The 12,873-nt window shown below is 47.0% G+C and carries 7 protein-coding genes; all 7 read right to left on the bottom strand.

Going from position 1 to position 12,873, the window contains the following annotated elements; translation table 11 throughout:
• Positions 1–168 precede the first annotated feature (168 nt).
• Positions 169–3,447 carry a SusC/RagA family TonB-linked outer membrane protein gene (locus EXU57_RS10855; RefSeq protein ID WP_133268222.1) on the bottom strand — a complete coding sequence of 1,093 codons (3,279 nt, stop codon included), beginning with the start codon at positions 3,445–3,447 and terminating at the stop codon, positions 169–171.
• A gap of 19 nt (positions 3,448–3,466) precedes the next feature.
• Positions 3,467–5,698 carry a fasciclin domain-containing protein gene (locus EXU57_RS10850; RefSeq protein ID WP_133268221.1) on the bottom strand — a complete coding sequence of 744 codons (2,232 nt, stop codon included), beginning with the start codon at positions 5,696–5,698 and terminating at the stop codon, positions 3,467–3,469.
• A gap of 680 nt (positions 5,699–6,378) precedes the next feature.
• Positions 6,379–7,176, bottom strand: a complete 798-nt coding sequence (locus EXU57_RS10845) for an MBL fold metallo-hydrolase (protein WP_133268220.1) — start codon at positions 7,174–7,176, stop codon at positions 6,379–6,381.
• Positions 7,177–7,199: 23 nt separating this feature from the next.
• Positions 7,200–8,642, bottom strand: coding sequence for an FGGY-family carbohydrate kinase (locus EXU57_RS10840; protein ID WP_133268219.1), 1,443 nt, complete (start codon positions 8,640–8,642; stop codon positions 7,200–7,202).
• A 436-nt stretch (positions 8,643–9,078) separates the two neighbouring features.
• Positions 9,079–10,353: a TIM barrel protein gene (locus EXU57_RS10835; protein ID WP_133268218.1), complete on the bottom strand. Its 1,275-nt coding sequence runs from the start codon at positions 10,351–10,353 to the stop codon at positions 9,079–9,081.
• A 10-nt stretch (positions 10,354–10,363) separates the two neighbouring features.
• Positions 10,364–10,678 (bottom strand): L-rhamnose mutarotase, encoded by a 315-nt coding sequence (gene rhaM, locus EXU57_RS10830; RefSeq protein ID WP_133268217.1) that lies wholly within the window; start codon positions 10,676–10,678, stop codon positions 10,364–10,366.
• Positions 10,679–10,732: 54 nt separating this feature from the next.
• Complete coding sequence (locus EXU57_RS10825; RefSeq protein ID WP_207955458.1) at positions 10,733–12,856, bottom strand: bifunctional aldolase/short-chain dehydrogenase; 2,124 nt, start codon at positions 12,854–12,856, stop codon at positions 10,733–10,735.
• Between the last annotated feature and the right edge of the window lie 17 nt (positions 12,857–12,873).

The raw sequence follows: 12,873 nt of genomic DNA, 5'->3' as shown, positions 1-12,873 counted from the left end.
TTTGTATTTTAAATTGCTCAATAAAGAACCCGTCGTACAAGCCAGCCTGCCCGGATGACTCCGGTCGGACGGGCGTGGCAGCGGCCGCCGGGTTATCAACCTACTGCCGGTACCATAAAAATCATCCGCTTTTTTTTGTTCGTATTGGTTGTGCGGATACCCATGATATTAGAAACCAGCGACCACCCCTAGTGTAAATGTTTTTGATGGCGGGGTCATCGAATTGTCCTGTGCAACACGAAACGGATCTGCACCACGGGTACTTACTTCCGGATCCTGCCCCGTATATTTCGTCCAGGTATACAGGTTTTCTGCAGTGACATATGCACTCAGGTTTTTAACTTTCAACTTGCTGGCGGTTTTTGGATCGAACGTATACCGTGCGGTAATTGTACGGAACCTGACGTAGGAAGCATCTTCAACATAACGATCGCTTCCGAGCCAGTTATAACCACCACCGATGATCCCGCGCGGAACATCTGTAACATCACCTTCTTTTCTCCAGCGGCGCAAAACAGATGTATTCTGATTATCGTATCCATGCATATTTGACGTCAGCATTTTGGTGGCGTTTACTACGTCATAGCCATAACGGAAACTAAAGAAGGAAGAGAGTTTGAAGTTTTTGTAGGTGAACGACGGGCCAAATCCTCCTGTTAACTTCGGGTTGCTGTTTCCAAGGTATACAACGTCCATATAGTTGATGTTTCCATCATTATTGATGTCTTCGTACATGGCATCGCCTGGTTGAAAGGTGTAGTCTACTGTAGGATAGTTAAACCGCATGTAGATGGTCTGGCCGTTTGGACCGCTGATCGGTTTGCCATTAGAACCCTGCGCGACGGTTGAAGCCCGATCGGTATATACACCCTTGTATCTATAACCGTAGAAAGATCCGAATGGATTATTGATCTGCAGCAAACGCATGTACTCCCCATTTATTCCCACGTTACCCCTTGTGGCCGGGTAAAACTCTGAAATCTCGCGAATGACGTTTTGATTAGACGACACGTTGAAATCGAACCCGATTGTGGTTGATTTGGTTTTGTAAGGGATGGTAAAAACAGCTACTTCCCAACCCTGGTTATCCATTGTACCAACGTTCATATTTACTGAACTAAAACCGGTGTAAGAAGCGATCTGAAGGTTGTCGAAAAACAGGTCTTTTGTGCGGTTTCGATAAAAGTCTACATCTGCACGAAGACGGTTGTTAAAGAACCCTACATTGAAACCGACGTTTGCTCCGTGAACGGTTTCCCACTTAAGGTTTCTCAGTTCCATCCTGGAAGGGTATACACCGCTTTGATCCTGGTAACTCCAGCCGTATGTACTGTAAGTGTTGTAAAAGGTATAGTCGTAGCGTGGTACATTACCGGCAAGCGCATAGCTCGCACGGAAACTCAACTCGTTCATCGCTTTAAAATTGCTCAGGAACTTCTCGTCCGACACGCGCCACCGGAATGAAGCACCGGGGAACATGCCATATTTATTCGCCGGACCAAACTTGGAGTTGCCATCCCCGCGAAGGGTAGCTTCCAACATGTATTTGTCTTTAAATGAATACCGGCCAACGATGACCGCACCAACAGAACGTGTTTGCGAAACGTTTGAAAGCGCCCTTAGGTCGGCATTTTGCGTGCGTCCCGGAGCAGCAGGGTCAACCAGCAAAGAAGAGGCTGTGTTGGAAGTCATGATCTCCTGGTTGATTGACCGGAAATCGCTGGTGAAAATGTTCAGGTTGGCGGATACAACGTGGTTTTTGTTTTTTAAACGCGGGGTATAACCAAGGTTCGTCCGCGTGGTCACGCTGAAAAGATCGATATCGCCGTTGTAAGCGCGGTTTACCACTGTTTCTGTGTTGGGTCTGCCGGTGGCAACCTGAGGAAGGAAGCTGCTGTTCTGTGTATTGTTGATATCAAATTGTACGTCGAAAGTAGCTTTTAAAACGTTTTTCAAAATGGAGTAATCAACCTGGAAACGGGGAACGACCCGTTCGCCCAGCACCTTGTATTTGGCCTGGGTTGCCATGGCTACCGGGTTATAAATACGACTGTAGTTTCCCTGTATGTTAGAGGAAGGCGAGAAGTAATTTGGCGACTCGTTACCCAGGTTATCATACTCGAAAATGCTCATGTTTGGCATTTTGATATAAGCAACCCCGCGTATGGCACCGTCCTTATCGCTAACATAGTTACGATCCTGGTCGGTATGGGTATAGGCAATACTGGTAAATATTTTAATCTTTTCCGAGATGGTGTAATCGAGGTTTATCCGGCTATTGATCCGCCGGAGCGAGGTGCCAAGTGTTGTTCCAACCTGGTCGAAGTAACCGATCGAAGCAAAGTAGCGGGCCTTTTCGCCACCACCGTTCATCGAAAGGGTGTGATCTTGCAGGTAGCCCGTACGGCTGATGGCATCAATCCAGTTTACATTATTGCTGTAGTTATGAAACCAGTAAGGATCATTTGGGTCGTAGTTAAATTCCCTGATCGTTTGGGTGTTCAGGGTTGACCCATTCCGGTTCATGAAAATTTCAGGGATCATTGTAGAGTACTGGTCACCATTCAGCATCGGTATCGGATCTGGTAAAAACGATCCTGAGCCTTTGAATGTATAGGAGATGCTTGGTTTACCACGCGTACCCCGCTTGGTGGTAATCAGTAATACACCATTTGCAGCCTTGCTACCCCATACAGCCGTAGCAGCTGCATCTTTCAACACGGTAATGTCTTTGATATCGGCGGGAGAAATATTCAGCAATTGTGCATAGCCTTGTTCATCGGCAGTACCAAAGTTGAAGTCGCCGGGTATCTCTGTTTCGTATGGCATTCCATCAACTACGATTAGCGGGTTACCCGTTGAGTTGATAGAAGATACACCACGGATACGGATGTTCATGGCAGCACCGGGGTCGCCGCTGGTTGCCGTAATGTCAACACCGCTTAGCCGGCCCTGTAAAGCCTGGTCGATACTTGAAGAAGACATCTCTTCCAACACCTTGGCATCGATCCTTTGTGATGCGGTGGTCAGGTTCTTATCTAACACTCTTCCAAAGCCATTGTCGTCGCCACGCTGCGCAACAACAATGACTTCCTGCATATCTGAACCACCCTGGTCCAGCGCAAAGTTGATGGTTGTGCGTCCACCTATATTTACGGTAGTGGTTTTATAACCTACATACGATACCGAAATCTTGTTCCTGGAATTGGTAACCCTTAGAATATAGTTGCCTTCAATATCTGAAGCTGCACCCTTAAGTATACGCCCGTCGGCATCCTGCTCGGATACTGATGCCCCTTGTATCGGCTCTTTGGTTTTGGGATCGGTTATTTTGCCCCGTATAATGAGTCGATTATCTGTAGCTCCCGGTGTTTGCGCTGCAACCTGCACGCAGCAAACAACCGACAGCATAATCAAACCACAAATACTTTTAAAAATGGTGTTCATAAAGCGGCTTTATACTTGATTATAGGATGTATTTTAAGTAGTTGTCGGTAAGGTGAATAACGAGGCGGTTACTCAGGTAGGTACTCGGTGCGGAGATTACATTCGCGCTTCTGCCATTCATATCGGTTAAGCGCAGTGAGCCAACGGAATTATTCACGAAAATGGCTGCGGGATCTCCCAGGTTGGTTTTTAGAATCGTACTTATTGAGCCGCTTTCCTCACCATCTGCAGCTATGGTGCGCTTATCGAGAAAATGATAATAGATAAACCTGTTCACCATCTCCCTCTCGGCGGGAAGCGTAGGTGCAAAATTGGGAACGCCGGTAGCCACTACACCGGGAAGCAGACCATCCCTTACGGCATTCATGATAGCGGCATTATTTGGTATGAACAAGGTGTAAAAAGTGCCATTGGCTACACCTGTAATTTCCTTTGTGGTATTGTTCCATATCCCCGAATTCCGCAGGTATTGCCAGAAGTAGTTGTATTGCGAAGTGGTGGGTGTACCTAATCTTTCGATGTGGGTGCCTATGACGTTTTCACTAAAGTCCATCATCCGGTTGAGGTAATATACCCGCCCGTTCCTCGCGGTTTTTGTTTCGGTTATGTTCGCCACGTTGTTGGAGTCGATGTTTCCACCACCAAACACGGTGTTATTCTTATAGCCAATATACTCACCACCATAGGTCATTACGGCACCTTCGCCCTGGAGAGAATTCAACACGAGCTTTGGTACAACATGCATATTCAAAATACGGGTTAACCTGTTCCTGGTGGTAGAACCGGTGCTGGCCGGAATTGTTGAACCTGCCGGGGGTGTGTATCGCCACTGGTCGGCAATTACGTTACTTACACTTGCATCAACGCTATAACCCGCGCTGTTGAACATGTCGTTGCTAATCATGAAAATGGTGTAATTGCGGTAAATGTCGGATACCTGTCCGCGTAGCTCTAAGTTTAGCAACCTGACCATCATCGAATAGTTTGGATCGAGGTAAGCTTTACCATATACTGAGGTAAATACATTTGCTTCCTGCACCTTGTTGGTGCCGTACCAGATACCATTACTGAGTATTTTCTTATCTACAACGTCCGCAGCAGGATCAAAACGCGCCTCCTCATTCAAAACGCTGTAGGTGGTTTTGAATTTGGTTGGCCACACCGCCCTTTGCCAAAGATGAGCATTCAGAAAATCGTAGATGATGCCGATTGGCATCTCGTCGAGACTCCTGTACTTTTCGAGCAGAACATCCCTGATATAAGCTTGTAAGGCATTGTTGGTGGGCGCGAAAATCGTGTACGAATCGGTTTGGCCATCGTTGTTGGCAGCAAGAAAATTTTCGTTGTTCAGCGCAAAGGCAAGAGATGAATTATACACTTTTGTGTAAACGGGTTCACTGCTTCCGGTCGTATTCTGGTAACGGGAGGTCATTGCCGCATTAAGCACATACTGTACGAGGTACTTATCAAACAGGCTTTTAAACAGGCTGTATTCGGGTTTGCTGCCCAGGTATTGATCAATAGACGGAAGGGAAGTGATTACTTTATTGATCACGTGTATTATCCCATTTTCGGCAGCGATGTCTTTTTCGGTAACCGCTGCATCTACCACGTTAAAACCGGTATAAGGTGTATTGGGGTAAAAGTAGTTATAGTCAGCCGCAGACAGGCCCTTGCTACTCATAAAGCCAGGCACGAAGTAGGGGATATACTTATTGTTGTTGTCGGCTTCTATATAAAAGTTTGTTCCATTTCGGTTGGAGGAAATTACCTTAATGGCTTTGCCGCCGGTATCGTTGCCATTATAAACAAACGTATAATTTGCTGTCCTTCTTTTGAAAGCGGCATTTGGCACCCAGCCGGTACTGGAATTTTGGTAATCGCCGAGGCGTTCCAGTTTAAAGGCGTTGTATACAAGGCAATAAGTCACAATCTGCCGGCAAGCCGCTGAGTCAATCTGCTCAATTCCTGTAACACCCTTCTCTTTAAAATATACCTGGAAAGCTGAGTCGTGTGGAGCGAAAAGTGTCCAGTAACCCGCAGCGCTGAGCGTGTTTTTATAGCCTGCCTTATCGATGGCGGCAAGCAGGTTTTGAAAATTGCCTTTGGCAGCGAGTTGCTGGTAAATGGGTGGCTCCAGGTTTTCGGGCCTGCCATAATAATCATCTAAAGCTTTCTTACGACAACTTCCCAGGGCGAGTGCAACAATGGTGACAATAAGAAGATTCTTGAATAAAAGTGTTCGCTTCATTAAAGGAGATTTGATTTCGGAATTTCCGTCCGGGTATTATAGGTCAATATAAATAACCTTTACGCTGCTTTTAACGCCGCAGTATGGGGTAAAATAGAGAAAGTGGTGGAATGCGGTTAAGAACGGAACTACCTGTCCGAGGCTCCGCTATAGTAATTGACAAATACGTTTTTGCAATCATGGCAAGTTGTTGAAACTAAAGGCAATCGGTTCTGCTAAATAGTGCAGGAATGTAGTAAGATGTTACCGAAAATAGTACTCTGCCAAGCTAAACCATCCTGATGCATCCTGTAAATCTCCAGGAGTTTTCTGCGTCCCTCCTGTACCAGGCTAAAATGGATCATAAACTGGGTTGGTGTAAAAACATGATTGATCATTGCCTTTCGCCCTTGTGCGTTTATGGCGCTCCCATACCGCCGTGGAAACAGCCAGGGCTTTTGATTAATTCTGAAGATTAATCCGGAATTCAAAAAACTACTACGGTTATCGGTGAAGCAGCAGGCCCCCAGGTAGTAACGTTGAAACCCGAAACCAGGGTGTGCAATACAGCAAAAAAGCTGTAATTGTGGATAAGTTCAGTACAGCATGCTTGTGGGATGCTCAGGTTGGAATGTTTTTAGAATGGTGGCGATATGTACTGTGCCGGAGACCAGGTGCTGCACTTTTAGCACTGCCTTGCCTCAGTTATCCTTGCTATAGATTTTTCGGTATCGTTCTATCGACCAGGCGACGGAAGCTTTGGCATTGTGCAGGAGATAGCGGCCAAAAGCACCATAAACCCGTTCGTATTCCAGCTTTTCAAGCGATTTTTCAATCCGGTTTATTGCAGGTGCAGCCAGGGGTACCAGGTTTGGATAGCTGTACATAAACGATACGGTTTTCAGGTCGGGGGCCACCTGCAGGGTATCGCCGGCAAACAAGGCACCACCGTTACCAGGCAGGTGCATTACAGCCGAACCTTCAAAATGACCGCCACACTGTACCAGCTTGATTCCATCCCATAAGGTTGCTTCTTGCTGCCAAAAAATCATTTTTTCACCAGTTCGGCCCAGCCAAACCCGGTCTGCTTCATTAATATATAAAGGGGCATTAAAGGCTTTACTCCATTCAACCATCGTAGAATAAAAGTGCGGATGTGAAATAGCAATAGCCTTTATACCACCAAGGGCATTGATCAGGCTGATTGTGCTGCTGTCGATATTGGTAATGCAATCCCAGAGGATGTTTCCTCCGGGGGTAAGCACCAGGTGTGCCCTTTGGCCGATCGCGAAAGTTGGGGTTGAGTATATCGCGTAAATAGTTGGCGTAACCTGCTCGATCACGTTTTTGTGCTGGCGGTTTACCTGTTCAAGACTGGTAAAACTATGTCCGCCAGGATTTAAATACTGTCGTTCGTCTTCACATATGGGGCAATGTTCAGGTGCCTTGTCTGCAGGTTCATATTGAATACCGCAGGTGGTGCAGATAAAGTCTTGCATATACCGGTATGTATAGGTGGTAATTACATGCTTACTCCGGCAACAGAGTAGTATTTAAGTTCAATCAGGTTGTTGGGAAACGGATTTTTGTTCCATGCCTGGTGTATCGATAGTGCCGTGCCCACAGCCGTGGCCTGCGCCATAGATGCGGCAAATACTTCCATTTGCGGAAACATTCGCGCCAGCAGGTTCATGTAGATCGCATTTTTACTAAAGCCCCCGTCAACAAACAACCTTTTAACCGGGGTGTCTTTAAGTACCAGCGCGGTAGAAGCTTTTTGCTGGTGTACAATATCAAGTATGAGCTGGTGGTAGGCTTCCGTGTCGTCGGCGAAATCATCCAGGTTTCGTTGCGCAAAGATGGATTCTTTCATCAGCAGGCTGCCCCTGTTTGCAGCGGTACCCGGTGCCGTTTTGTCCTGTAGCCGTGTTATAATCGACGGTTCAAATTCCATCGTACGGTAGGCCAGCATATTTTGGTTGAAGTGATCGGCGATCCGTTTCACCTGTTCTTCATGTTCATTGCCGCCGAAAAACCGGGATGCTTTTACGGGACCACCGCGATAGTGCATATAGCACAGGCAGTCATTCCTTAGTTCGTCGAATGTAAGTGGGGTATCATTAAAAGGGTTCAGGCTAATGCACCAGGTTCCGGTAGATATGAGTACAAATGGTTCAAGAAAATTTACCTGGTAAGGTATGAGGGCCGCCGAACTATCGTGCAAGCCAACGCCTACACAATAATCGCTTCCGGGGAACGCAGCAGGGTTCACATGATCGCAGGACAATATGGGCGCCAGTTTATTCGAAATCCCTTCCCTGTACACCCATTCATGGTAATCGTTTTTTATAAAATTCCAAAGGTTTGTGTGGCAGCCGATGCTTGTAATATCCGAACACACATTACCGCTGATCAGGTAACTCATGTATTGCGGCAGGTGAAGGGCATACTTTATTTTTTGGAACAACTCCGGTTTCTGGTACTTAATGCGGTATAGTTGCATTCCCGAATTCAGGTTGCCCAGCACCGGCGAAGCCGTCTGGTACGAAAAGTCATCTTCCCCGCCATAGGTATCATAAAACTGCTTCTTCAGTTCTTCGGGGTACGGCTTCAGGTAATTGTAAAGTGGAGCTACTGGTCTGCCGGCCTCATCAATATATACAAAGCTGGCGCCGTAGGTCGAAAAATTTACGGCCTTTACGTCGTATTCTTTCTTCGTAAACACATCGTGCATCGAGTCGAATACCGACAGCCTAAGGCTTTCGAGGTTTTCACAGGGATCCCCGTCTTCATCAACAGTTTCAGTAAAGCGGGCCGACCTTTCGTAAACAATGTTATAATGCTGATCAAACAAAAAGAGTTTTTTGTTTGTTTTACCCACATCGATAATCGCAATAACCGGTTCGCCTTTGTTTGGCGTTTGCGATTTAGCGGCCCCTTGTTTTTGGTTGGTCGACAAGCCCATATTGCACTATGTTTTTTAGGGTTATTTTTTTGCTGTGCAGGCACAATAAGCAGGTTCGGCATCGACTTCCCGGTTGGTACACAAATGCAGTTTTTTTTATGGCACCGGCATTTGCACATCAGTCCACATCGTTGTGTCACTCCCTTGTACTTCCTGTTCAATACGCAGCAATCGCTAACAATCCATTTACACTGCTCCAGCTACCGATTACGTGAGAATTGCCCTTTTTCCCGCTATAACATAATAAATGGAAGCCGGAGAAAATATCAAAGTACACTATTGTGCTCCGGTGTATGTTTTTGCTCAATCACTGCATTGCCTTTGAACTGAGCGTAGCAACGATGATCCACAAAAAACAAATGCCGGTTCCATAAAAAAAGGTCACCGGCATTCGTATTTATCAGGTCATTGCAGTGGTTTAGTAACCATCTGCCCGTTAAAGTCCGGTGGCAACTGTTTTTCTTCCACGTGTTTTGATCAGGTCTTCGCGAACACCGAGTTTGCGGAACAACTTCAATGGCTCCAGCGCTGCACCTGCACGCAGGCGCGACTCCGCAACCAATGGGCGCACATCGGTACGATATGCATTTTGCAGTATCTCCTGTGCCCTTACCACGTCATTTGCTTCGCGTGCTGCTTCAAGTTCATCAGCGTCTACGAGCAGGGCCTGGGCATAGGCAATTTTTATGGCGTCAACTGATTGCAACAAATCTTCCAACGGGTCTTTTACGTTATGCGATGCGTCGATCATCCAACCCAGGTCGGTAGCATGGTTCATGCCTTTTTCATCCATACCGGCTACCAGTTCATAAAAGATCAGGAATAGCTGGTATGGATTAATGCTGCCCACCGTAAGGTCGTCGTCGCCGTACTTGGAGTCGTTAAAATGAAAGCCACCCAGCTTTCCTTCGTTTAGCAGCAGGGCTACAATCTGCTCAATGTTTGCATTAGGAAGGTGGTGACCAAGGTCAACCAGGGTGTAGGCTTTTTTACCAAGCTTCGTTACCATCGAATACGACTGTCCCCAATCGGCCACCGTGGTAGAATAGAAGTTTGGCTCGTATGCCTTATATTCTAAAAACAACTTCCAATCGGCCGGCAGGGCACTGTATATCTCTGTTAAACTGTCAAGCGTGTTTTGGTAGGCTTTGCGAAAGTTTAGCTGGCCGGGAAAAGAGGAGCCATCCGCCAACCAAACCGTTAATGAGTCGGAGCCCAACTCTATACCGTGTTTAATCACCTGTATATTGTGCTCGATAGCTTGTTTTCGTACCCCTTTGTCAACGTGTTGAAGTGAGCCGTATTTGTAACTCAACTCCTGGGTTTGCTGATCCTGGAAGGTATTTGAGTTTACTGCATCGAAGCGTAAGCCATGTTGGGCAGCAAGCGCCTTTATTGACTTGGCGTTTTCCGGAATATCCCAGGGGATATGCAGCGATATGGCACCACTCGATTTATTCAATGCATGTAGTAAACCTACGTCTTCAATTTTTTCTTCAAGGCTTCGGGGTTCACCTGCGCCTGCAAAGCGACCAAACCTGGTTCCGCCGGTGCCAAGCGCCCAACTCGGAATTGCTACCTGGAATACTTCCAGCTTCTTCAAAACAGTTTTAAGATCTTTTACACCCTCTGCGGCAAATTCAAACCTGCGTTTATGTTCCTTCTGCAGGTCGGCATTATGTTCCTCGATCTTATATTTTTCAAATGGCATAGTCAAATGTTTAAGGTAAGTAAAATACTTCTTTCAACGGGGTGCTTACGGGAGAGTTGTCGGGGTTTGAAGCCATGATATCACCCATGTACTTCCACCAACGTTGCATTACTTCATGGTTCGGAAGATCGTCGAGCGCAGCAGGATCTTCTGCTTTCATAAAACCAAAAAGGCTGTGCGAGCTTTCGTCAAGAAAAATCGAATACTCGTGAATGCCGGTTTTTTTCAATAGGTCGGCAAGTTCGGGCCACAGTTCATCATGGCGCCGTTTGTACTCTTCTTCGTACCCGGGAAACAACTGCATTTTAAAAGCAATCCGATACATAGAGACAGCTATAAAATTAAGGTCTCCGGCCCCGGGCCGGAGACCAGGAGTAGATTATCTTACGAAAGCGGCCGCAACACCACCGTCAACATTCAAAATGTTACCGGTGGACTTGTTGAGCAATCCGCCTACGAATACAAAGCATGCATTTGCGATATCGTCCGGCAGAATGGTTTCATTCATCAGCGTGCGCTTGGCATAATAAGCAGGGAGTTCTTCAACGGTAATGCCGTAAGCTTTTGCACGACCCTCGGCCCATCCGCCTGCCCAAATGTTTGAGTCGGCAATCACGGCATCGGGGTTAACTGTGTTCACGCGTATCTTATCGGCGCCAAGTTCGGCTGCAAGCAACCTGGTAAGGTGTGCCTGTGCGGCTTTGGCAGAACCGTAACCGGCATTGTTTGGCCCGGCAACTACAGAGTTCTTTGATACGATGTTGATGATGTCGCCACCAAGTGCCTGTTTGCGCAAGATGTTGGTTCCGGCTTTAGATACCAGGAACTGGCCTTTTACCAATATGTCATAAAGTTTATCCCAGTCTGCGATGGTATGATCCTGCAGTGGTTTCGACGTACTGATACCCGCATTGTTCACAATAATGTCGATACCGCCAAAAGCAAGCGCCGCTGCTTCGAAAGCGGCTTCGATGGTTTGCTCGTTGGTAACGTCAAGCAGGGTAGAGGCAGCAGTGTCGCGACCAAAGGTTTTTTGGAACTCGCTCATAGCGCCTTCCATTCTTTCGGTGTTGATGTCGTTGATAATTACACAAGCACCTTCTTCTGCAAATTTCTTTGCGATTGCCTTACCAATACCGCCGGCGCTGCCGGTTACCAGTGCAATCTTGCCGGAAAGCGCTTTTGGCTTTGGCATACGTTGCAGCTTGGCCTCTTCCAATAACCAGTATTCAATGTTAAATGCTTCCTGGCGGGGCAGGGAGGTATACTCGGATATCGCTTCGGCGCCGCGCATCACGTTTATGGCGTTCAGGTAAAATTCATTTGCAACACGTGCAGTTTGCTTGTCTTTTGCAAACGTAAACATACCCACACCGGGATAGATGATCACCACGGGGTTGGCATCGCGAATTGCAGGGCTGTTATCGTGTTTGCAGGTGTTGTAATACTCGCCGTACATCTTGCGGTACGCTTCGAAGTGGGGCGCCAGGCTTTGCTTAATGCTGTTTACATCGCTCAGATCCTGGTTGGGTTCCAGTTCCAGCACCAATGGGCTGATCTTGGTACGCAGGAAGTGGTCGGGACAACTTGTACCCATTGGCGCGAGGCGCTCCAGGTCGTTCGAGTTGATAAAAGTGAGTACCCGATCATCATCGGTAAAGTGACCAATCATCCGGGTTTGGCTGGAGCAGAAACCACGTAAAATTGGTGCAAGCGCAGCAGCCTGTTTCCTGCGTTGTTCAGGTGCAAGGCTCTCTATTTTCTGACCACCGAAAACAGGTCCTTTTTTGCCGTAATTGTCTTCGAGGTATTCTGCACAACGCTCAATTACTTCAAGCGTGTTCATATAGCTTTCATAAGCGGTATCGCCCCAGGTAAACAAACCATGGCTACCCAGCATAATTCCGCGAATGCCAGGATTTGCATCAAGGCATTGCTTCATTTTCAAACCAAGATCAAAGCCTGGTTTTTGCCATTCTACCCAACCGATTGTTCCGTTGAACAATTCTTCGGTTATGCGCTTTCCGTCTTTGGCAGCGGCAATTGCAATTGCAGCATCGGGGTGAAGGTGGTCGATATGTTTAAAAGGCAGGAAGCCGTGAAGAGGCGTATCAATAGAAGGTGCTTTTGACTGAAGGTCGTAAATGCAATGGTTGAAAAGCTCAACCATTTCATCTTCGTGTTCAATGCCCCGATATACGTTGGCAAGGCTGCGAAGACGATCAACGTATAAAGCTGCCAGCCCGGTTCTTTTTAGTGTTCCAAGGTCGCCACCCGAGCCCTTCACCCACATGATCTCTTTTTGCTCCCCGGTCAATGGATCTTTCGCCATTGCTTTACACGAAGTATTGCCACCGCCATAGTTGGTGAGCCTCAAGTCGGCGCCCAACAGGTTCGACCGGTAAATCAATAAGGCTACTTCGTCACCTTCAAGCGCGGAAGCCTTGGCGTCATCCCACAAGTAGCTTACATGCTTAAACTTTGTTGATGCATTCACTGCCATATCAGGTATGTTTTAAA

Source organism: Segetibacter sp. 3557_3 (assembly GCF_004354985.1).
Lineage (GTDB): Bacteria > Bacteroidota > Bacteroidia > Chitinophagales > Chitinophagaceae > Segetibacter.
Note: the sequence above shows the minus strand (reverse complement) of the source record. Positions and strands in the feature narration are given on the sequence as shown.

Coding starts and splice junctions, on each gene's coding strand:
- EXU57_RS10855 (WP_133268222.1), bottom strand. CDS start 3,447: ATGAACACCATTTTTAAAAGTATTTGTGGTTTGATTATGCTGTCGGTT.
- EXU57_RS10850 (WP_133268221.1), bottom strand. CDS start 5,698: ATGAAGCGAACACTTTTATTCAAGAATCTTCTTATTGTCACCATTGTT.
- EXU57_RS10845 (WP_133268220.1), bottom strand. CDS start 7,176: ATGCAAGACTTTATCTGCACCACCTGCGGTATTCAATATGAACCTGCA.
- EXU57_RS10840 (WP_133268219.1), bottom strand. CDS start 8,642: ATGGGCTTGTCGACCAACCAAAAACAAGGGGCCGCTAAATCGCAAACG.
- EXU57_RS10835 (WP_133268218.1), bottom strand. CDS start 10,353: ATGCCATTTGAAAAATATAAGATCGAGGAACATAATGCCGACCTGCAG.
- rhaM (WP_133268217.1), bottom strand. CDS start 10,678: ATGTATCGGATTGCTTTTAAAATGCAGTTGTTTCCCGGGTACGAAGAA.
- EXU57_RS10825 (WP_207955458.1), bottom strand. CDS start 12,856: ATGGCAGTGAATGCATCAACAAAGTTTAAGCATGTAAGCTACTTGTGG.